This is a genomic window from Zoogloea sp. GDB6 (assembly GCF_056724105.1).
Map to the genome: position 1 here is coordinate 1,614,639 of NZ_CM161497.1, position 20,047 is coordinate 1,634,685.

Here is a 20,047-nt window from a genome sequence, read left to right on the forward strand (position 1 = left end):
ACAATAAATTCGACGAAGGTGGTGTTTGATTGTTATTTGTAGCGAAAATCGCAAAAATCATGCCTTTTGTGAAAATTTCGTCGAATCAATAAGTTGCGCCAGATTCTTGGTGCATGGTCGGCAAAACTGTAAAAATCATCGACAGCGCAGCGACGTTCGACTTGCTCCGGACCGCGCAGGCGTGACCGGAGGCAGGTCGACCCGAGCAGCACCCGTTGGCCAAGGGGGGAGGACGATGTTCTATCCGTTCCCGAGGCGTGCCGCGGGCTGACGGGCGGGCTGACGGGCGGACAGGCTGATGGATGTCACGGCCGGCGCCAGTCGGCGTCCTTGAGGTGATTGCCGCGCCGTCGCATGGACTCACGTCCCCGTCGAGGTCGTCGGGACTGTCCATGCTTCCGGTTTCAGATGTTCGAAATCAGCGCAATGCGCATGCGAATGGTGAACCGGAGGGCTATGCGGTATCTGGCTTGCCGCTGTCTGAAGCGACAGCGGCAGAGGGAGGATCAGTAGATTTCCCGCGTTTCCAGGAACTTGATGTTGGGGAAGCGTTCCTGGGCCATTTGCAGGTTGACCCGGTTGGGGGCGAGGTAGACGTAGTCGCCGTTGCCGTCCAGCGCCATGTTGGCGGGGGACTTGTCGGCGAGGGCCTTGAGGTCGGCGTCTGAGCCGCGCAGCCAGCGGGCGGTGGCGTAGCTGCAGGATTCGAACATCACGTCCACGCCGTATTCGAACTCCAGCCGGTGGGCGACCACGTCGAACTGCAGGGTGCCGACGGCGCCGAGGATCAGCTCGTTGGTAGTGGTCGGGCGGAACAGCTGGGTGGCGCCTTCCTGGGCGAGCTGCTCGAGGCCTTTCTGCAGCTGCTTCATCTTCAGCGGGTTCTTGATCTGGGCGCGGCGGAAGTATTCCGGCGCAAAGCTCGGGATGCCGGTGAACTGCAGGTCCTCGCCCTCGGTGAAGGTGTCGCCGAGGTGGATGGTGCCGTGGTTGGGGATGCCGATGATGTCGCCGGCCCAGGCTTCGTCGGTGGTGTTGCGGTCCTGGGCCATGAAGGTGATGGCGTTGTTGATGGCCAGGCTCTTGCCGGTGGACACCTGCTTGAGCTTGCCGCCGCGCTCGAAGCGGCCGGCGCAGACGCGGATGAAGGCGATGCGGTCGCGGTGCTTCGGGTCCATGTTGGCCTGGATCTTGAAGACGAAGCCGGAGAACTTGTCTTCGTCGGGCGCCACCTGGCGGGTCTTGGCCGGGCGCGCCAGCGGCGCGGGGGACAGATCCACCACGGCGTCGAGCAGGCTCTGCACGCCGAAGTTGTTCACCGCCGAGCCGAAGAACACCGGGCACTGTTTGCCGCTCAGGTAGGCTTCGCGGTCGAAGGTGTGGGAGGCGCCGCGGACCAGCTCGATGTCCATGCGCAGCTCGTCGGCCTGCTCGCCGATCACTTCGTCGAGGCGCGGGTTGTCGAGGCCCTGGATGATTTCCGAGGTGCCCTTTTCGGCCTTGGGGTCGAAGAACTGGATGGTGTCGTTGTACAGGTGATACACGCCACGGAAGCGCTTGCCCATGCCGATCGGCCAGGTCATCGGGGCGCACTGCATGCCCAGCACCGACTCGATCTCGTCGAGCAGGTCGATGGGTTCGCGGCCTTCCCGGTCGAGCTTGTTGATGAAGGTGACGATGGGCGTGTCGCGCAGGCGGCACACATTGAGCAGCTTGATGGTCTGGGCTTCGACGCCGTTCACCGAGTCGATGACCATCACCGCCGAGTCCACCGCCGTGAGGGTGCGGTAAGTGTCTTCGGAGAAGTCTTCGTGGCCCGGGGTGTCGAGCAGGTTGATGACGCAGTCGCGGTACGGGAACTGCATCACCGACGAGGTGACCGAGATGCCGCGCTGCTTTTCCAGCTCCATCCAGTCGGAGGTGGCGTGTCGCGCGGCCTTGCGGGCGCGGATTTCGCCGGCCACCTGGATGGCGCCGCCGAACCAGAGCAGCTTTTCGGTCAGCGTGGTTTTACCCGCGTCGGGGTGGGAAATGATCGCGAAGGTGCGACGGCGGGCGATTTCCTGGGTGGCGGACATGATGCGGTGCGGTAAGACGGAAAGGCCGCGATTATACAGGGAGCCGGAGGCCGCCTCAGGGGCGACCACCGGTCGGTGCACAGACTCTTCCGACGCCGCTGATCTGGAGCCGGGCTGTCAGCTCTTGGCCAGGGCCTGGTCGATGTCCCAAAGAATGTCGTCCAGGGTTTCCAGGCCGACCGAAAGTCGGATCAGGTCCGGCGGTACGCCGGCGGCAACCTGCTGCTCTTCCGACAGTTGACGGTGGGTCGTCGACGCCGGGTGGATGACCAGGGATTTGGCATCGCCGATATTGGCCAGGTGGGAGAGGAACTCGACGGAGTTGATGAACTTCTGTCCCGCCGCGGCGCCGCCCTTGATGCCGAAGGTGAGCACCGCGCCGGCGCCCTTGGGCAGGTATTTCCCGGCGAGCGCATGGTAGCGGCTGCTCTCGAGACCAGGGTAATTGACCCATTCGACCTTAGGGTGAGCCTCCAGGAAGCGCGCCACGGCCAGGGCGTTCGAACAGTGGCGGTCCATGCGCAGCGGCAGCGTTTCGATGCCTTGCAGCAACTGGAAGGCGCTGAAGGGTGACAGTACCGGCCCGAAGGTGCGCATCCCTTCCATGCGGCACTTCATCGTGAAGCCGAAATCGCCGAAAGTTTCGTAGAAGCGCACGCCGTGGTAGCCCGGCGAGGGATCGGTCATGGTCGCGAACTTGCCGTTGTCCCACGGAAATTTACCGGACTCGACGATGACTCCGCCCATGGTCGTGCCGTGGCCGCCGATGAACTTGGTCGCCGAATGGACACTGATCGCCGCACCCCACTCGAAAGGCCGGCACAGGTAAGGGCTGGCGAAGGTGTTGTCGATGAAAAGCGGCAGGCCGGCGGCGTCGGCAACCTTGGCCACCGCCTCGATGTCGAGCACGTTGAGCGACGGATTGCCGAGGGTTTCGGCGTAGAGGGCCTTGGTTTTCGGCGTGATCGCCCGGGCAAAGCTCTCCGGCTCGTCGGCGTCGACAAAGACCGTGTTGATGCCCAGCTTGCGGAAATTGACGTCGAGCTGGGTGTAGGTGCCGCCGTACAGGGTGCGGGCCGCCACGATCTCGTCGCCGGCTTCGCAGATGTTGAGCAGCGCGATCATCTGGGCCGCCATGCCGCTGCCGGTGGCGACGGCCGCACGGCCGTTCTCCAGGGCCGCGATGCGTTCCTCGAACACCGCGACGGTGGGGTTGGAGAGCCGCGAATAGACGTTGCCGAAGGTCTGCAGGTTGAACAGGCTGGCGGCCTGTTCCGGGCTGTCGAAGACGTAGGACGAAGTCTGGTAGATCGGGACGGCGCGGCTGCCGGTCGCCGCGTCGGGGATTTGGCCTGCATGCAGGCACAGGGTGTCGAAGCCGTAATTACGGTCAGCCATGTTCGATGATCCTGGATCAGGGGAGGCAGAGGGGACGGCGGGCGGAAATGACCTTGGTGTTCACGCCGAACCAGTTGAGTCCGCCAAAAAGGCGCGCATATTCGATCTTGACGCAGCGGTCCATCACGACCGTGAGACCGGCGTCCTCCGCCTTCGTCCGGGCCGCTTCGTTGATCACGCCGATCTGCAGCCACAGGGTCTTGGCGCCAATCGCAATCGCCTGTTCGGCGATCGGCAGGGCGTCGGCGGGTTTGCGGAACACGTCCACGATGTCCACCGGCTCGGGAATCGAGGCCAGATCCGGATAGCACTTCTCGCCGAGGATCTCGGGGTATTTCGGGTTGACCGGGATCACCTTGTAGCCATGCTCCTGCATGTACTTGGCGGCAAAGTAGGACGGCCGGAACCAGTCGGCCGACAGGCCGACGACGGCGATGGTCTTCGATTCCCGAAGGACCCGGCGCAGGGTGTTGATGTCGCTCATGCTGTGTCCTCCCGCGTCAGCGGCCGCACCAGGTCGGCGTGCGCTTGTCGATGAAGGCGTCGATGCCTTCCCGGGCGTCGAGGGCCTGCAGGTTGCCCACCATCACCTGCCGGGTGTAGGCATAAGCCTCATCGAGGGGCAGGGCCGCCTGGCGGTAGAAGGCTTCCTTGCCTATGGCCAGGGTCAGCGGCGACTTGGAGGCGATCTGCCGGGCCAGCTGGAGGGTCCGGCTTTCCAGCTCGGCAGCCGGCACCAGTTCGTTGACGAGGCCGAAGCGCAGCGCCGTCGCCGCGTCGATCATGTCGCCGGTGAGGAGCATTTGCATGGCGTGCTTGGGGGCCACGTTACGTGACAGGGCCACCATCGGCGTCGAGCAGAACAGCCCGATGTTGACGCCGGGCGTTGCAAAGCGGGCGTCGTCGGCGGCCACTGCGAGGTCGCAGCTCGCCACCAGCTGACAGCCAGCGGCAGTGGCGATGCCATGCACGCGGGCAATGACCGGCTTGGGCAGATTGACGATGGCCTGCATCAGTTCGGCGCAATCGGCAAACAGGCCCTCGGCGTAATCCGGCGCATAGTCGGCGGCGCGCATCTCCTTGAGGTCGTGGCCGGCGCAGAAGGCCGGCCCGGCGCCGGCCAGGATGACGACGCGCACGCTGTCGTCGCGGGCGATCTCCTGGAAGGCCGCGAGCAGTTCGCGGATGGCGGGCTGGGACAGGCTGTTGCGGGCCTGGGGGCGGTTGAGGGTCAGCGTGCGGACGCCGGTGTTTGCATCATCGACGCTGAGCAAGGTCTTTTCAGTCATGTTTTCCTCGGTGCTTATTTCTTGCGGAGCATGCCGGTTTCATCCACCCGGCGCAGTGCTGCCAGTTCCTCGGCGGTGGGTTCGGGCACGACGTGGGCGTTGGACGACACTTTCAGGTCCCAGCCGGTATTGGCGCGGATTTCTTCGATACTGGAGAACGGATACCAGGCGTCGAGGACGAATTCCTTCGTCTGGGGACCCGGCCGCATGATGCCGAGGGTCGTGACGATGGCGGACGGGCCACCGCCGACGAAGCCGTGACGCTCCCGCGTGTTGCCGCCGTCGAGGTAGCCGGGAGAACTGATGTAGCTCACCTTGTCGGCAAAACGCTTGGCTTCATGAGTGACCATGATGATCACCCGGCCGGCGCCGCAGGCGATGTCGTTGGCGCCACCGGCGCCTGTCAGACGGGTTTTGGGCAGGCGGTAGGTGTCGCCAATGGTGCCGTCACCGTCCCAGATGCCGGTCGTGTTGACGTTGCCGAACTTGTCCACCTGGGCGGCGCCGATGATGCCCACGTCGCAGCGGCCCGAGGCGACGAGAAAGCCGAGGGCATCGATGGCGTTCGTGAAGCTGGTCGCGTTGGACGAGATGCGGTTGCATTCGATGCCCCACGGCAGGCCGCCGACGGGCGTGGCGCCGTAGACGCCGCCTTCCGTCATGGTGCGGATGTTGGGGGCGTGGCAGGCCTGGGCGAAGTAGCCGGCAAGCATCGACAGGCCGACCCCGAAGATGGCCAGATCGTCGTCACGGAGTTCGCGGCCGGTGGCGATGGCCATCATCTCCTGGCGGGTGTAGTCGAGACTTGTGCTCATGGGTTCTCTCCTGCGCTGAGGGCGGCGATTTCATCCGGGGTCTTGATCCACTTGCGGAATGGATCGAGCAGGAAGGCGGTTTCGGTTTGCGACAGCTGCTCGACGGTGTCGCGGCCGATCATGTCGAGGTAGCTGTCGATGTCGCTGTAGCCTTCGACGTAGCGCTTGATGTACTCGGCCGTGCCTTCGGCGCTTGCCAGGGCCTTGTTCATTGCCTTCATGTGCGCCTCGTCCACGTCGTAGAAGCCGGGCGAGGATTGCGGCCAGGCGGCGAGCGGCCAGTAAACAACCGCCTCGACGATGATGTCGGGAATGCGGACCAGGTTCGGGAACTGGCGCATGCAGGCCGTATCGACGATGGCATCGGCGATCAGCACGACCTTCTTGGCGGCGCGGGACAGCTCGAAACGGCTCCATTCAGTCCCGAGCATGATCGCGTTGCCGAGCGGGTCGGCCAAGGACACATGGATGGCGGCCACGTCCGGCTGCAGGGGGCTGAGGGCGCCCACTTCGCGACCGCTGAAGGGGTCGGTGACGGTGGGGATCTTGTGCTTTGCGGGCTGTTCGTCGGGCGCGAAGGCGCTGCGCCACTGAATGTCCGAGCCGATATTGACCGTCGCCGGGGCAAAGGGCCAGTTCATCGCGCCGGCCAGCAGGCGCAGGTTGAACGACAGGTTGGAATAGTCTTCCAGCGCCAGCTGCCCGGATTCCACGGCACGGCGCAGGCCATTGGCGAATCCGAACACTTCCAGGCCGGAGAAGCCGCACTCAGCCTTATCGACCGCTCCGGCAGCTGCCAGCAGGTTCAATTGCTGCGTATTGCAGTGAAACAGGGCGTGCAGATGGCGGCGCTGCTGGCGCAGCAGTTCCCGCCCGAAGACGACGGCGTCGGAGCCGACCGGCAGGGCCGCGCCGCTGGCGTATTGCATGCCGTCCCAGCTGTAGCGTTTAACGGCCTCGGCCAGCGACAGTATCTTGTTGCGTGACATTTGCTTGATCCGGTTAGTGTTGATGGGCCGATCCAGCATGGACTTCACTGGTCTGCCCAGATGCGGAAGGCTGGAACGGATGGTGTTCGTAGTGCCCACCGGCGACGTACTTGGTCAGCTGGCGGAAATCCTTGGCAGTGAGCGCACCGGTGTAGCGGTACAGGACCTGCCCTTGTCCATCGAGAAAGACAAAGGACGGCGTGCCGACGGCGTGCAGGCGGGTGGCCCACTGGGCTGGCGACGACGTCTTGCCGGACGGTTCGATCAAGCTGCTTTCCTGGGTGATGTCCACACGGGTACTGGCGAATTGCGCGGCGAAGGATTTTTCGAGTGCCGCGTCGTGAAAGACCTTTTTCTCCATTTCCCGGCAGCCGGGGCAGTCGGGCATGGTTAGCAGGACGGCGAGCTGGCGTCCCTTGGCGGCAGCGGAACGGACTTCCGTTTGCAGGTCGTTGGTGGAGCGTTCGAACAGGGCTGCACTGGCCGTGCCGCTTGCTGCCACGCCGGCCAGCAGCAGGGCGGCCATCGAGGAGGGAAGGTGGAATCTCATGGGGTTCTCCAGTCAGCGGTGCCAGAACAGCGCCCGGCGCTTGATGGCCTCGAGGCCGCTCATCGCGAGGTAGGTAACGACGCCGGTGTACAGGATGCCGGCGACCATCTTCGGGTAGTCGGCGAAGTCGGCGTAATACTGGACGAAACGTCCGAGACCGGCGTTGGCGCCGAACAGCTCGGCGACGGTGAGCAGGATGAAAGCGAATCCCAAGCCCACGGCCATGCCGGAGAAGATATGCGGCAGCGCCGCGGGGAAGACGACCTTCCAGTGGAACTCGTGGCTGTTCAAGCCAAGGATCCTGGCGTTGTCCCGATAGCGGCTTTCGAGCGCGTGGGCACCGGCGGCCGTGTTCTGGAAGATCGGCCAGAAGGCTCCGATGAACACCACGAAGATCGCCGACAGCTTGAAGGTGGGCAGCACGGCAATCGCATAGGGCACATAGACGGTCGGCGGCACCGGTGCGGCAACACGTGCGAAGGGAAAGAAGATCCGCTGCAGTAGGGCGGACGAGCCGACGTAAATGCCGGAAATGATGCCCAGCAAGGTGGCAAGCAGCAGGCCGGGGATCAGGATCGAGAAGGACGACAGCGTGCCTTCCCATAACTCGGGAAGAGATTCCTGCAGCGCAAGAACGGTACGTTGAGGGCTTGGAATCAAGGGGTTGTCGCCAAGCGGAAAATACTTGGCAGCTGCAAACCACAGGGCCAGCAGGATGATCCACACGATTGAGCCTTGCAGGATGGCCAGCAGCGCGGACGGAACGGACGCGGCCCGGCGTGGCGCGGATGTCGTGTGTTCGGGCTGTCGATCACCGGGAGCGCCGGCAACAGGCGTCCCCCGCGGCGGGGCGGTGAGCGTTTCTGACATGTGTTGATTCCTTTAGGCGGCGACCAGCTGGCGCAGCGTGTCTGCGGCGAGGGTCTCGGCAATGGATTCGCGCAGGGCGTGGAACTCCGCGCTGTCGAACAGCGCTCGCCGTTCGCGATGGCGCGGAAAGCCGACTGGCAGGTCGGCAATCAAGCGACCGGGCGTGGAGCCGAGAACGACGATGCGATCGCCGAGGTAGAGCGCCTCGTCGATGTCGTGGGTGACGAAGACAAGGGTCTTCCGCGGTACTTCCGTTTCCCAGATTTCGAGCAACAGATCCTGCAGGCGGGCGCGGTTGGTGGGGTCGAGTGCCCCGAAGGGCTCGTCCATCAGCAGCACCGGTGAGCGCAGGGCCAGCGCGCGGGCAATGGCGGCGCGCTGGCGCATGCCGCCGGACAGCTCGAAGGGATACTGCCCGATGGCGTTCTCCAGCCCGACCTTCACGAGGCACGCTTCGGCCTGCTCCCGCCGCTCGGCTTTGCGGGCCTTGGGCTGAGCCTTGCCAATGGCGATGGCAATGTTGTCCACCACCGACATCCACGGAAACAGGGCGTAGTCCTGAAACACGACGCCGCGTTCGAGGCTCGGGCCGGTGATGGGCTGGCCGTTCCAGCTCAGCCGGCCGTGGCGGGGAAACTGCAGCCCAGCCAGCAGCCGCAGGAGCGTGGATTTGCCGGAGCCGCTGGAGCCCAGCAGGCAGACGAACTGCCCTGCTGGGACAGCGAGGTCGATTTTTTCCAGGATCGGCGTCGTCTCCTCATAGGAAAAGTCGACGCCTTCCAGCCGTAGCTCAGCAGCCATCAGGCATTCTTCCGCTTGAAGTCTTTCTGCAGTTTCTTCCAGTAGGCGTCGTTGGGATTTTCCTTGACGAGCTGGTTGAGCACCTTTTCATACAGGCTGGCATCGATGCCGGCGGAGAGATCCGGTGCCTTGGTGATGAACTCGCTGTTTGTCATGACCTCGGCAAAGTGCTTGACGCCCTTGGCATCCGGATCGGTGGATTGATCGAGATACTCGGAGTAATAGCCACGCCACAGCAGTTGCTGGTCAAGCTTGACGTACTTGGCGATCGACTCGATCGTCTCCTTCTTGTTCTCCGCCGCGAAGCGCTCGGCCTTCAGCATAGCGCGCAGGAATTTCTCCCAGGTCGCCGGGTTCTTTGCACTGGCCTCGGTAATCACGAGGCGGCAGCAGGGATGGCCGCGTTGCAGGTCGGTGGAATGGATGACGACTTTAAGCCCCTGGTCTTCGGCACGCAGGTCGTGAGGACCCCACACGAGGCCGACATCAACCTGACCGGACTTGACGGCTTCGATCACCGCCGACGGGTTCTTCAGTTCGAAAATCTGCAGGTCGGTCTTCCAGTTGAGACCCTTGTCCTTCAGCGCGCCGCGCAGGACTGCGTCGCCGGACGCCATGCGGACCGTTGCGACCTTCTTGCCCTTCAGGTCGGCGATGCCCTTGATCTTGCCGGCATTGGCTGCGCTGGCGACGAGGGCTGCGTCGCCACCCATCACGCCGCCGATGATCTTGAGCTTGGTGCCTTTCGACAGGTGGGCAATCGGCCCGGTGGTGCCAAAGGCGCCGGTGTCCAGCTTGCCTGCGATGATGGCGTTGAGGCCGTCAGCGGAGTTTTGGAACTCGACCAGTTCGACATCCAGCCCTTCCTTGGCGAACAGGCCTTGCTCCTTGGCGACGAAGAATTTGGCGTGCCCGGTGGCCGGCAGATAGCCGACCTTGAGCTGTTCAGCGAAGGCCGCGCCCACGGTTCCGGCGAGCGCGATGGCTGCGATGACAGTCTTGAGGGCAAAACGAACTTTCATGACGAACTTTCTGTGCAATTTGAAGCAGAAAGTTTGCCAAATGCGCATATCCAAGCAGAACGATTATTTTCTTGAAATCTTATTCTTTAAACCTTATTCAAGATTGATCTTAGGACAAACGGGTCCCTGGCGCCGGGCCGCTGGGCGCCAGCCATGATGAGAATTTAGGTGGATAGCGCGGTCCGGATCTCGCCCAGCGCGGCGACGGCTTCCGCTACGGCCTGTTCCCGTCCGGCCGCCGCATCGAGTTTCTGCAGGGCCTGCAGCAGGATGTCGATGGTGGAGGCGACGGATTCCCGCTCCCGTGGTGTGGCGCTGCTGCTGGCCAGTTCCACATAGGCGGTCTTGGCGTCGCCGAGCCGTTTGGCACCGCCGCGCCCGCCGGCGGCCAGTTCGAGCAATCCGTCGGCCAGTTGCAGGTCGGCCTGGCCGGCTCGCGCCCAGAAGTCCTTGGTGGGCGCCGCGGGTTGTGCGCGCAGGGACTTGAGCAGGGCCCGCGTGGCGGCTGGCTCCCCGTCCGGGAAGCCGGCGGTGAGCCCGAGCAGGGCGCTGGCGTTGGCGGCGTTGAGGGCCGGGTAGCGCACGTCGCCGCCTTCCTGGCGTGCCTGCGCGGTGGCCCGCTGGTAGGCGTCCTGCATGCCGCCGAGGGCCTTGAGGGCGGCATCCTTGTCACCGGCCTGCAGCTGGCAGACCAGACGGCGCTTGTCTGCCGCGGCCTGCAGGCTGAGCCGTTCGGCGCTGGCGGGCCGGTAGCGGCTGTCCACGGCGAGGATGGCTGCCGTCTCGTCGAGGAGGGCCAGGGCGCCGGCAGTGTCGCCCGTGTCGGCAAGCACTTTGGCGCGCCGCGTCAGCATGTTGGCGAGCTGCTCCTCGGCCTTGCGCGATGCGCTGGCGTCGGGGGCGGCGAGGGCGCGCCGGTAGAAGTCGACGGCGTCGTCGTGGCGGTTGTATTCGGCCTTGAGGGCGCCGAAGGCTTCCAGGATGTTGCCCTGCCCGATCCAGCCCTGGCGTTCGCACAAGGCCTGCAGGGCCTTGGCGTGGCGTTCGGCGTAGGCGGTGGCGTCCTTGTCCAGGGCCAGCGCGTGGCGGGCGCGCAGGGTGAGGCGTTCCAGTTCGCACAGGACTTCCGACGCGGCCAGGTAGTGGTCGTAGTTGGCGGGTTTAGCCTTGGGCGCGACGCTGCGCTGCGGGCGCGGCAGCACGAAGCCGGGATCGCCGTAGCACTGGTAGGCGCCCCAGGTGTTGGAGCTGCCGAAGGCGTCGAAGGTGGCGCCGCGGGCGGCCAGTATCGATTCGCCGAAGTTGGTGCCGTCCAGGAAGTGCTCGTAGAAGGTCTCGGCGAACAGCTGGGCGGCGTCGTCCAGTACCTCCCAGCCGGCGGCGATCACGCAGCGCACGCCGATCTCGATGAGCTCGGTGGCCAGGTTGGCGGCCAGGCCTGGGCTGCCGGGGCGGGCCGCCGAGGGGGCGCCGTCAGGTCTTTCCTCGATGCGGCCGAGGCTGCAGCAGTTGATGAAGACAAAATCCGGGACGGCGCGCATTTGCGCGATGTGGGCGGGGGTCAGCAGGTCGCCGCCGCCGATCACCATGCCGGTCGCCTTGGCGACGGCGGGCAGGTCGTCGGTGGCGGGGATGTCCTGCTGGTAAAGACCGTGGCCCGACAGATGCAGCATGCGCCACTCGCCGCTGAACAGATCGAGGAGGATCTGCCGGGACTCGTCCTGGATGTGCAGGCTGGTCTCGATGCCGGCGCCGTCGAGCAGGCCGGAGACGCCCTGGGCTTCCTTCTCGGCTCCGCCCAGGGACGGCAGGTAGCGGTGCCAGGCACCGAGATCCGGATTGCCGACGACCAGGGCCTTGAACTCGTTGCTACGCCGGACATTGAGGCGGAACTGGCCGGTGGACAGCTGGCGGATCAGGCCACTGCGCACCGACAGGGGCTGGCCGCTGTCGCTGTCGTCCTTGGTGGCCCGGTCGCGCAGCAGCTCCCACGGGTAGGCGGCGGCGGTCTTGTCCACGATGAGCTGGACGCGCCGGCGGTCGGGGGCCAGGTCCTTCAGCCAGTTGGGGATCAGCAGTTCGAACAATGCGCGGCCGACCTGCTCCTGGTCGGTGGTGGTGCCGATCAGGCTGTCGGTGAAGCGTTCGATGTCCTTGAACGGGACCGCGTTGTAGGTGCGTTCGGCACGGGCCAGTTCGCCGTAGACGTCGAACATCAGGCGCGGCGCGCCATCGCTCGTGCCGCCCACCGCGCTGATGGCGATGCGCTGCCAGCTGCCTTCGTCCGCGTTGCTGCTGGCGCGCCGCTGGCCGCCCTGGTGGGGCCGGACCGCCGCATCCACGAAGAAGGCGCGGGCCAGCGCCCGATCCACGCCGACCGCGTCCTGGGCGGCGCGCAGCGCGTTGATGGCGCGGTCTTCCAGGACTTCGATGAAGTCCAGCCGGTCGAGGCGCAGCTTGCCGGCCAGGCCGGCCCGCTCCAGGCGCAGGCGGGCGTCCCGGTGGCCGCGCAGCGTGGCGGCCACCGAGTCGGCGAGGCTCAGCTCGCCGATGCCGGCGCCGATCAGCAGGGCGCTGATGCCGACGCTGAGGGGCTGCTGCCGCTCGGCGGACTCCTTCAGCTCCTCGGCTTCCAGCTCCTCAGTGGCGTAGGTGGCGACGGCCTTGGCGACCGACTGGGCGAGCTCGCCGGCCGACAGCTGGCCGATGCGCCCGATGCCGATGACGATGGCGCCGTTGGCGAAGCTCTCGTTCGGGCGCTTGCGGTAGATCGAGAAGCTGCCCAGGGCGCCGGCATGCAGGCCGGCGTCGAGGCGTTTCTGCATGCGTCCGCCGAGGGCCTGGTCGAGCAGCTTCTCGGCGAATTCCAGCGCGTTGGCGCCCCAGGTGTGGCCGACCAGCACGGCCGATTCGGCGTACATGACATCGCCGTGGAGCACGCGCACTTCGGTGCGGTAGCTGCTCCGCACGGCCTTGCGGGCGGAGCGCAGGGAGCCGCCGGTGGCGGCGGCCAGCAGTTCGCCGCGGCTCGGGTAGAGGGCGGCGTCGGCTTCGTCGCTGCGCCAAGGCTGCAGTGCCACCGCGCCGCGGGAGACCGGCGGCTGGGCCGACAGGCGGTCGCTGCGGCCTTTCTCCAGCAGCTCCAGGTAGCCGTCGTGGGCGTCGGTGGCCTTCGGCATGTCGCCGTGCACGCTGCGCACGTAATACACCCGGCCGCCCTTGCGGCAGCTGTCGGGAATACCGGTGGACCAGGGCACGCGGCCGTCGCCCTCGGGGGTGGACAGGATCTGGAAGCGGCCGCTGGCATCCACGACGGCCTTCTCGGGGGTCTGGTCGGCGAGGCCCGCCACATACACCAGGCGCGGGCTGGAAAGCAGTGGATCAGACTTGTCGAGGGTTTCCCACAGCGTGGCCGACTGGCCCAGCACGGCGGCCGGCGGCAGAGGCCACTTGGCCGTGGCATCGGCCTGCCTGAAGGCGTTCCAGGTGTCGGCCTTGCGGATGTTCTGGTCGTCGCTGCCGGCGGACCAGGGCAGCAGCTCCATGACGCCGGGGAACTGGCCGGCGGTTTCGAGGAGTTCTTCCTGGGAATGGCACAGATCCAGCAAGGCCAGCTGGCGGAAGAAGCTGTCGCGGCCGGTGAGTAGCAGGGTGATCGAATGGGAGCCCTGGTTCGGCGTGCCGAGCATCAGCACCCGCGGATCGCCGGGGTGGTTGTTCCAGGCATTCCACAGCTCGGGATGGGCGGCGAAGGTGGCGCGCAGCAGTACGCCACCCATGGAGTGCACGACGATGTGCACGGGCTTGCGCTCGGGGGTCATCGCCGCGATGGCGTCCTTGATCCGTTGTGCGAGTCCGTCGAACGAGGTAGCCAGCGGCTTGCGCCAGTCGTAGCCGTACATATCCACCTTGTAGCCGCGCTGGCGCAGGCTGTTGGCGAGGGGCACGTAGGTGTCGGCGAGGGGCTGGCCGGGCTGCACGTCGTCGTCGATGGCGAGTTTGTCGCGGAAGGCGCCGCCGGCCAGGGACAGGATGCTGGCCCACACTTCGCTCTTGTTCACCAGCAACTGGCTGCCGCACAGGCCCGGCACCAGCACTACGGTGCCGCAGGGCTGGGCGGGGTCGGGCTGGGCGCGCGGGCCGAACAGGCCGCGGGCCTGCTCGCCGGTGACATCGGGCAGCGGCCAGTCCCCGTGGTAGTCGTGGAACAGGCTGTCGGCGTCGGGGGACTGCACGAGGGCGGCAACGACGGCGGCGGCGCTGTCATCGTTATGGAAATAGCGGAAGTGATTGACGTCGCCGCCGCTGCGGAACTGCACGCGGCAGCGCGGGGCATTGGCCGGCGTCGGGCGGATGGCGCCGTCGAGCATCGAGCGGGTATCCACCACCAGGTCGTGGTCACGCTCGTAGAAGCGGTCGGCAAGCCAGATGCGCAGCGCGGCGAGGCGGTCGCCCTCCACCGGAGCGGCGTCGCCGGCGATCACGTACAGCTCGCCGCGGGCCGGTGCCGCGTTGATGACGCCGAGCAGCGGGGCGCCGGGCATCATGGCCTGCAGGCCAGGTAGCTGGTCCACGCGGCGGCGGCTGGCCAGCACCGAGGCGACGGTTTCGGTGACCATGTCGAGGCCGGTCTGGAGCAGGTCCGGCACTTCGAAAAGGCCCCGGCTCTCGCTGGCCTTCATTTCCAGGCCGATGGCGGCGAGCACCATCAGGGAGCCCCACTGGTCCAGCTTGTCGCCGGCCAGGCTGGTGCCGCGGGCCGGGCAGGCGGCGCGCACGAAGCGCTCGATGCCGAGTTCCGGCCGGCTGCGCAGTTCATTCACCAGCTTGCCGAGGGCGTCCCGGTGGCGCTTGATCGCGGTGGCTTGATCGGCGTCGTCGGAGGCGCGCGGGCCGAGGGCCTGTTGAGATTCGGCCAGATCGAAGCCGTCCGGGTCGAGGCACAGCAGCTCGCCGACCAGGCCGCCGCGGGAGTGGGACAGGAAGCTGATGCGGCCTTTCTGCGGCAGCAGGCGGGCGGCGTCGAGGGCATTCTCGATGGGGCTGCGGGTCAGCGTCCAGTGTTCGAGGGCGTAAATGCGTTCTCCGTAGTGTTCGCGCAGGGCCTGCCAGCGCTCTTTCTGGTCCTGCCACAGGCGGCCGAAGCTGCCGGCGGTGCTCGACCCGGTGCCGTGCAGCAGCAGCAGGGTCGGGCCGCCATCGGGGATGGGGGCGGTGACGCGCGGGCCGAGGCTGCCGTCGGCGCGTACCGGGAACACGCCCTCCACGGGAATGGCCCGGTTCTGGACCTTGTCGACGATGGTGTTGCGCAGCGCGTCGTCGGGCTTGATGTTGAGCCAGCGCAGGGCCTTGAGGGCGAGCTGGCCGACGAAGCCGCGCTGGGCGCCGGGCAGGCCGAGGGACGTGGGCAGGGACCAGGATTCGTCGTCGCCCAGCCCGCGCGCTTCGCCGGCATGGGGATCGCCGAGACGGGCGCGCAGGTCTTCGGCGGCGGTCCAGAAGCGCAGGCCGCCTTCCAGCTCCACTTCGACCAGCGCACCGTCGGGAATCTCCTGCACGAGATCGTCGCCGGTTCCGCGGGCGCTGCCGGCTATCTCGATGCCCGATACCTCGATGCCGGCGAACAGATCGGCGGTGCGTCCCTGGCGGGTCAGCCACAGGGCGGCGGCGTCCTGCTTCCTGCCGTTGACGCGCAGTTTGAGTTTGCCGGACATGATCTCTCTCCCCCTTGTTGTTGTCGTTGCGGACCGCAGCCGTCGCGTCGGCGCGTGCAGCCGTTCCGGGGAAGAATAGTCTTCAGGGATGTGGAATCAAGATTCGAAATGCATTTTTGAACCCGCCTCAGGTGCGTTTGAACTCCAGCATCATCAGGCGGCGGCCGTCGGCTTCGTATTTGCCGACGACACGGAAGCCCAGCCGGTTGAAGCGGCCCGTGCGGGCGGTGGATACCAGCAGGCGGCCGCTGGGGAAGTTCTCCATGACCCACGCGATGCGTGCGGCGATCAGCCCGCGGGCGATGCCCTGGCCGCGCACGTGCTCGGCCACCGCCGACATGTACAGGATGTGGGTGTCGATGGCCCAGTCGGCGGCCTTGATGCCGCCCGCGCCGACGATCTCGTCGCCGCGGCGGGCAACGAAGAAGTGGCGGTAGAACGGCGCTTCGGCGGAGACCAGCTGGGCCGCGATGCGGGCCTGGTCGTAACGCTGCGGATTGTCGAAGGACGCCAGCAATACAGTGGTGGCGGCTTCGCGGCCCGCGTGGTCGTCGGGCTGCAGCAGGTCGATGGTGATCGGTTCCGTGGCACATCCTCCCGAGTGACGGCGCCGGTGCGCCGTGGCCGCCATTCAACCTGCGCCGTGTTGCAGGGGTGTTGCGGGAGGGGGTGTTTACGGAACGACGAAGAAGCGGTACTTGCTGGGCAGGCCCTTGCGCAGCTGGATGCCGCGCCCGGTGGCTGCCGGGTCGCGCGTGAAGATCTTGACCTGGGCGGACGGGCGGACCAGCAGCTCGTCTGCGTCGCAGCGGATGATGCCGGCCTCGGTCTGGCGCTGCTTGCACAGGGTCAGCCACAGGGGGCCGTTGAGGGGGGTTTCGGCGGCCGGCGCTGCAGGCGCTTCTTCCACGGCGGCTTCGCCCTTGGGTGTAGCCCGGTCCGTCTTGTCCTGCTTGGGCTTGTCGCTCCGCGGTGGCCGTGGGCGCGGTGCCGGAGTGGGAGCCGGAGCAGGCCTGCTGCCACTGGCATCCTCCGTTGCCTCGTGCCGGGCCGGGGCGTTCTTTTCCGCCGGTGCGTCGGGTTTCAGGGTGGAGCAGGCGCCCAGGGTGCAGGCAGCCAGCACGGCGAACAGGGAAGGACGAAGGTGGGAGAAATGCATGACGAATCGGCGGCCGGAATCGGCGGGATTCTAACATGGGGGCCCGGCTTGGCCGGGCGGCGGCAGCGCCCCGCGGGATGAGTCCGCGGCGGGGCGTCGGGAAACGGCTGTGTCAGTGCTCGCGCGGGGAAGCCGCTTCCGGACGCATCAAAACGCTCGATCGAGGGCGCGGGAGTTCTTTGGGTCGCGGAAGACCAGCGGCTTTACGGTGGCGGCCTGCTCGGCCTTGGCCAGCGCGGCGTCGATCAGCGCGTGGTCCGGCGACTTGGGACACACCGGGTCGGTGGCGTCGGCGTTGCCGGTCAGCATGAAGGCCTGGCAGCGGCAGCCGCCGTGGTCCTTCTCCTTGTCTTCGCAGCTCTGGCAGGTTTCGGGCAGCCAGGCGGTGCCGCGGAAGCGGTTGAACAGCGGCGACTCGTGCCAGATCCAGTCCAGCGTATGCTCGCGTACATCCGGGAATTCGAGGCCCGGCAGCATGCGGGCGGTGTGGCAGGGCAGGGCCAGGCCATCCGGGGTGACGGACAGGAAGACTTCGCCCCAGCCGTTCATGCATTTTTTGGGCTTCTTCGACTGGTAGTCCGGCGTCACGAAGAGGATGCGCATCTTCTTGCCGAGCTTGGCCTTCCAGCGTTCGGTGACGGCCTCGGCTTCGGCCAACTGGGCGGCGGTGGGCATCAGCGCCTCCCGGTTGAGGAAGGCCCAGCCGTGGTACTGGGTGTTGGCCAGCTCCAGGTATTCGGCACCGATCTCGACGGCCATTTCGATGATGCGGTCGAGGTGGTCGATGTTGGTCCGGTGCAGCACGCAGTTGATCACCGTCGGGTAGCCGGCGGCCTTGGTCATCGCCGCCACCTTGCGCTTCAGTTCGAAGGTGCGGGTGTTGGTGATGAGGTCGTTGGCTTCGCGGGTGGCGTCCTGGAAGGACAGCTGGATGTGGTCCAGTCCGGCCTCCTTGAGGGCAGCCAGGCGCCCTTCGGTGAGGCCCACGCCGGAGGTGATCAGGTTGGTGTAGAAGCCCAGCTTGCGGGCTTCGCCGACGAGGATCTCGATGTCGTCGCGGAGCAGCGGCTCGCCGCCCGAGATGCCGAACTGGGCGGCGCCCATCTCCCGCGCCTCACGGATCACCTTCAGCCAGTCTTCCGTCGCCAGTTCCGGTCCGGCCTGGGCGAAATCCACCGGGTTGTAGCAGAAGGCGCAGTGCAGCGGACAGCGGTAGGTGACTTCGGCCAACAGCCACAGGGGGCCGGGGCGGCGGGGGACAAGCAGCGAAGTCGTTGTAGTCATGGCAGGTCTTCCGCCGGGCCGTCCCAAGGAAGACCTGCACCCCCTTGGGGGGCAGCGACCGAAGGGCGCGTGGGGGCCGTGGGACTCCATTCGATCCAGTTCTGTTCGTCGGCCATCTTGAGGAAGGCCTCCACGTCAGCGGTCAGGCCGCTGGCGTTGAACGCAGCTTCGAGGTCGGCGACGATCTCCTGCACGCTGCGCTCACCGTCGCAGCGCTTGAGGATCTCGCCGGCGCTCTGGTTGAGCTTGACCATGCCTTCCGGGTACAGCAGCACGTGGGCCTGCTGGGCCGGCTCCCACTGGAAGCGGAACAGCCGGTTGATGGCCGGCCGGGCACCGACGGTGCTCATTGGGCAGCGTCCTGCACGCCGCCTTCCAGGCCGTACTTGACCATCATCGCGTCGTTCATCGACCACAGGATGTCGAGCTTGAACTTGAGGATGTCGAGGGCGCGGAGCTGGGCGGCGCGGGTGTCGAAGTAGCCGAGGGTGATCGCCAAGCCTTGTTCCACGTCGCGGCGGGCCTGGGTGACCCGGTTGCGGAAGTACTGCAGGCCGTCGGACTCGATCCACGGGTAGTGCTCCGGCCAGTTGGCCAGGCGCTGCTTGTGGATGGTGGGGGCGAACAGCTCGGTGAGGCTGGAGCACACGGACTCCTGCCACGGGCGCTGGCGGCAGAAGTTGAGGTAGGCGTCACAGGCGAAGCGCACCGCGGGAATCACGTGGCGCTGGTTGACGATCTCCTCGCGGCTGAGGCCGACCGCTTGGCCGAGGCGCAGCCAGGCTTCGATGCCGCCGGCGTCGTCGCCGTGGCCATCATGGTCGAGGATGCGCTGGATCCACTCCCGGCGCACTTCCCGGTCCGGACAGTTGGACATCACCGCGGCGTCCTTCTGCGGGATGATGATCTGGTAGTAGTAGCGGTTGGCCACCCAGCCCTGGATCTGCTCACGCGTGGCCTTGCCGGTGTTGAGCATGACGTTGAAGGGATGGTGGATGTGGTACGCGGCGCCCTTGTCGCGCAGCTGCGCTTCGAACTCTTCGGGTGTCCAGGGGCGAAGTGGGTCTTGGCTCACAGTGCGATCTCCATGCCGTCGTAGGCCACCTCGATGCCGGCAGCGGTCAGGGCCGCGCGTTCTGCCGAGCTTTCGTCGAGGATCGGGTTGGTGTTGTTGATGTGGATGAGGACGCGGCGCACGTGGCGCGGCAGGCGGCCGAGTTGTTCGATCATGCCGCCGGGGCCGCTCTGGGCCAGGTGGCCGATGTCGCGGGCGCGCTTCTTCGAGAGGCCGAGGCTGATCATCTCGTCGTCGGTCCAGAAAGTGCCGTCCACCATCACGCAGTCGGCGCTGCTCATCGCGTCGAAGACGGCGTCGTCCACTTCGGCGAGGCCGGGCGCGTAGAACACCCGCTTGCCGCTAGCCGGGTCGATGACGGTGAGGCCGATATTGTCGCCGGGCACCGGGTTGCCGCGGTGCGGCGAGTAGGGGGGCGCCGCCGACAGCAGCGGCATGGCGCGCCAGTCCAGGCTGGCGGAGCCTTGCGGGTGGAAACTGCGGCCGTCGAGCGGAACCGGCTGGCGGTCCACGCCGCAATAGTGTTCGAGCAGGTGCAGGATGGGGTTGCCGCGGGTCAGATCCTCGAACACCGGGTCGGTGGTCCAGATCGGCCACGGGCTGCCCTTTTCGCGCAGCATGTAGAGGCCGGTGGTGTGGTCGATCTGGGCGTCCACCAGGACGACCGATTCGATACCGCAGCCGCGCAGGCCTTCAGTGGGCCAGGTGCCCGCAAATTGCTGGAATTGCTGCAGGATGTCCGGCGAGGCATTGACGAGGGTCCACCGGGCGCCGTCGGCGCTTACTGCGATGGACGACTGGGTGCGGCGCTGCAGACCAGCCTGGCCGGCACGTACGCCCCGGCAGTTGGCACAGTTGCAGTTCCACTGGGGAAAGCCACCGCCGGCGGCGGAGCCGAGAACTCGGATTTTCATGGCTTGGACGTGACCGCTGAGGCTGTGTGGGGCGTTGCGGAACTGGGGGGCAGAGCCGCAACGCCGACTCGCTGGCGCGAGATGGGCGG

At 66.5% G+C, this 20,047-nt stretch carries 17 protein-coding genes; all 17 read right to left on the minus strand.

Translation table 11 applies throughout. The annotated features are described in order from the left end of the window. Positions 1-506: 506 nt before the first annotated feature. On the minus strand, positions 507-2,078 hold the full coding sequence (locus tag AC1PQG_RS07310) for a peptide chain release factor 3 (protein ID WP_481121952.1): 1,572 nt from the start codon (positions 2,076-2,078) through the stop codon (positions 507-509). A 117-nt stretch (positions 2,079-2,195) separates the two neighbouring features. Continuing rightward, on the minus strand, positions 2,196-3,476 hold the full coding sequence (locus AC1PQG_RS07315) for an O-acetylhomoserine aminocarboxypropyltransferase/cysteine synthase family protein (RefSeq protein ID WP_481121953.1): 1,281 nt from the start codon (positions 3,474-3,476) through the stop codon (positions 2,196-2,198). Between the two features lie 16 nt (positions 3,477-3,492). Further along, positions 3,493-3,960, minus strand: coding sequence for a CoA-binding protein (locus AC1PQG_RS07320; protein ID WP_481121954.1), 468 nt, complete (start codon positions 3,958-3,960; stop codon positions 3,493-3,495). A 16-nt stretch (positions 3,961-3,976) separates the two neighbouring features. Continuing rightward, complete coding sequence (locus AC1PQG_RS07325) at positions 3,977-4,765, minus strand: enoyl-CoA hydratase (RefSeq protein ID WP_481121955.1); 789 nt, start codon at positions 4,763-4,765, stop codon at positions 3,977-3,979. Positions 4,766-4,779: 14 nt separating this feature from the next. Then, positions 4,780-5,580, minus strand: a complete 801-nt coding sequence (locus AC1PQG_RS07330; protein WP_481121956.1) for a CoA-transferase subunit beta — start codon at positions 5,578-5,580, stop codon at positions 4,780-4,782. Beyond that, positions 5,577-6,569 carry a CoA transferase subunit A gene (locus tag AC1PQG_RS07335; protein ID WP_481121957.1) on the minus strand — a complete coding sequence of 331 codons (993 nt, stop codon included), beginning with the start codon at positions 6,567-6,569 and terminating at the stop codon, positions 5,577-5,579. Before AC1PQG_RS07335 ends, AC1PQG_RS07330 begins: the two co-directional genes overlap by 4 nt. 13 nt (positions 6,570-6,582) lie before the next feature. Further along, positions 6,583-7,119 carry a thioredoxin family protein gene (locus tag AC1PQG_RS07340; protein ID WP_481121958.1) on the minus strand — a complete coding sequence of 179 codons (537 nt, stop codon included), beginning with the start codon at positions 7,117-7,119 and terminating at the stop codon, positions 6,583-6,585. A gap of 12 nt (positions 7,120-7,131) precedes the next feature. Continuing rightward, positions 7,132-7,989, minus strand: a complete 858-nt coding sequence (locus AC1PQG_RS07345) for an ABC transporter permease (RefSeq protein WP_481121959.1) — start codon at positions 7,987-7,989, stop codon at positions 7,132-7,134. A gap of 12 nt (positions 7,990-8,001) precedes the next feature. Beyond that, on the minus strand, positions 8,002-8,790 hold the full coding sequence (locus AC1PQG_RS07350) for an ABC transporter ATP-binding protein (protein ID WP_481121960.1): 789 nt from the start codon (positions 8,788-8,790) through the stop codon (positions 8,002-8,004). Then, positions 8,790-9,812, minus strand: coding sequence for an ABC transporter substrate-binding protein (locus AC1PQG_RS07355; RefSeq protein ID WP_481121961.1), 1,023 nt, complete (start codon positions 9,810-9,812; stop codon positions 8,790-8,792). Before AC1PQG_RS07355 ends, AC1PQG_RS07350 begins: the two co-directional genes overlap by 1 nt. Positions 9,813-9,976: 164 nt before the next feature. After that, positions 9,977-15,526, minus strand: coding sequence for a DUF7379 domain-containing protein (locus tag AC1PQG_RS07360; protein WP_481121962.1), 5,550 nt, complete (start codon positions 15,524-15,526; stop codon positions 9,977-9,979). 127 nt (positions 15,527-15,653) lie between these two features. Continuing rightward, positions 15,654-16,157: a GNAT family N-acetyltransferase gene (locus AC1PQG_RS07365; protein WP_481121963.1), complete on the minus strand. Its 504-nt coding sequence runs from the start codon at positions 16,155-16,157 to the stop codon at positions 15,654-15,656. A 42-nt stretch (positions 16,158-16,199) separates the two neighbouring features. Beyond that, positions 16,200-16,685, minus strand: coding sequence for a hypothetical protein (locus AC1PQG_RS07370; RefSeq protein WP_481121964.1), 486 nt, complete (start codon positions 16,683-16,685; stop codon positions 16,200-16,202). A 147-nt stretch (positions 16,686-16,832) separates the two neighbouring features. Next, positions 16,833-17,969: a pyrroloquinoline quinone biosynthesis protein PqqE gene (gene pqqE / locus AC1PQG_RS07375; protein WP_481121965.1), complete on the minus strand. Its 1,137-nt coding sequence runs from the start codon at positions 17,967-17,969 to the stop codon at positions 16,833-16,835. Continuing rightward, positions 17,966-18,319, minus strand: a complete 354-nt coding sequence (gene pqqD, locus AC1PQG_RS07380; protein WP_481121966.1) for a pyrroloquinoline quinone biosynthesis peptide chaperone PqqD — start codon at positions 18,317-18,319, stop codon at positions 17,966-17,968. The genes pqqE and pqqD overlap by 4 nt, the downstream gene beginning before the upstream one ends. Beyond that, the gene (pqqC, locus tag AC1PQG_RS07385; RefSeq protein ID WP_481121967.1) at positions 18,316-19,044 is read right to left on the minus strand and encodes a pyrroloquinoline-quinone synthase PqqC; all 729 of its coding nucleotides are present in this window, start codon (positions 19,042-19,044) and stop codon (positions 18,316-18,318) included. Before pqqC ends, pqqD begins: the two co-directional genes overlap by 4 nt. Beyond that, positions 19,041-19,958: a pyrroloquinoline quinone biosynthesis protein PqqB gene (gene pqqB, locus AC1PQG_RS07390; RefSeq protein ID WP_481121968.1), complete on the minus strand. Its 918-nt coding sequence runs from the start codon at positions 19,956-19,958 to the stop codon at positions 19,041-19,043. The genes pqqC and pqqB overlap by 4 nt, the downstream gene beginning before the upstream one ends. Between the last annotated feature and the right edge of the window lie 89 nt (positions 19,959-20,047).

Excerpts from the sequence above, each read along its gene's own strand:
- AC1PQG_RS07330 (WP_481121956.1), bottom strand. The coding sequence starts at position 5,580 with ATGAGCACAAGTCTCGACTACACCCGCCAGGAGATGATGGCCATCGCC.
- AC1PQG_RS07360 (WP_481121962.1), bottom strand. The coding sequence starts at position 15,526 with ATGTCCGGCAAACTCAAACTGCGCGTCAACGGCAGGAAGCAGGACGCC.
- AC1PQG_RS07335 (WP_481121957.1), bottom strand. The coding sequence starts at position 6,569 with ATGTCACGCAACAAGATACTGTCGCTGGCCGAGGCCGTTAAACGCTAC.
- pqqD (WP_481121966.1), bottom strand. The coding sequence starts at position 18,319 with ATGAGCACCGTCGGTGCCCGGCCGGCCATCAACCGGCTGTTCCGCTTC.
- pqqB (WP_481121968.1), bottom strand. The coding sequence starts at position 19,958 with ATGAAAATCCGAGTTCTCGGCTCCGCCGCCGGCGGTGGCTTTCCCCAG.
- AC1PQG_RS07355 (WP_481121961.1), bottom strand. The coding sequence starts at position 9,812 with ATGAAAGTTCGTTTTGCCCTCAAGACTGTCATCGCAGCCATCGCGCTC.
- AC1PQG_RS07340 (WP_481121958.1), bottom strand. The coding sequence starts at position 7,119 with ATGAGATTCCACCTTCCCTCCTCGATGGCCGCCCTGCTGCTGGCCGGC.
- AC1PQG_RS07320 (WP_481121954.1), bottom strand. The coding sequence starts at position 3,960 with ATGAGCGACATCAACACCCTGCGCCGGGTCCTTCGGGAATCGAAGACC.
- AC1PQG_RS07350 (WP_481121960.1), bottom strand. The coding sequence starts at position 8,790 with ATGGCTGCTGAGCTACGGCTGGAAGGCGTCGACTTTTCCTATGAGGAG.
- AC1PQG_RS07370 (WP_481121964.1), bottom strand. The coding sequence starts at position 16,685 with ATGCATTTCTCCCACCTTCGTCCTTCCCTGTTCGCCGTGCTGGCTGCC.
- AC1PQG_RS07345 (WP_481121959.1), bottom strand. The coding sequence starts at position 7,989 with ATGTCAGAAACGCTCACCGCCCCGCCGCGGGGGACGCCTGTTGCCGGC.
- AC1PQG_RS07310 (WP_481121952.1), bottom strand. The coding sequence starts at position 2,078 with ATGTCCGCCACCCAGGAAATCGCCCGCCGTCGCACCTTCGCGATCATT.
- AC1PQG_RS07365 (WP_481121963.1), bottom strand. The coding sequence starts at position 16,157 with ATGGCGGCCACGGCGCACCGGCGCCGTCACTCGGGAGGATGTGCCACG.
- AC1PQG_RS07325 (WP_481121955.1), bottom strand. The coding sequence starts at position 4,765 with ATGACTGAAAAGACCTTGCTCAGCGTCGATGATGCAAACACCGGCGTC.
- AC1PQG_RS07315 (WP_481121953.1), bottom strand. The coding sequence starts at position 3,476 with ATGGCTGACCGTAATTACGGCTTCGACACCCTGTGCCTGCATGCAGGC.
- pqqE (WP_481121965.1), bottom strand. The coding sequence starts at position 17,969 with ATGACTACAACGACTTCGCTGCTTGTCCCCCGCCGCCCCGGCCCCCTG.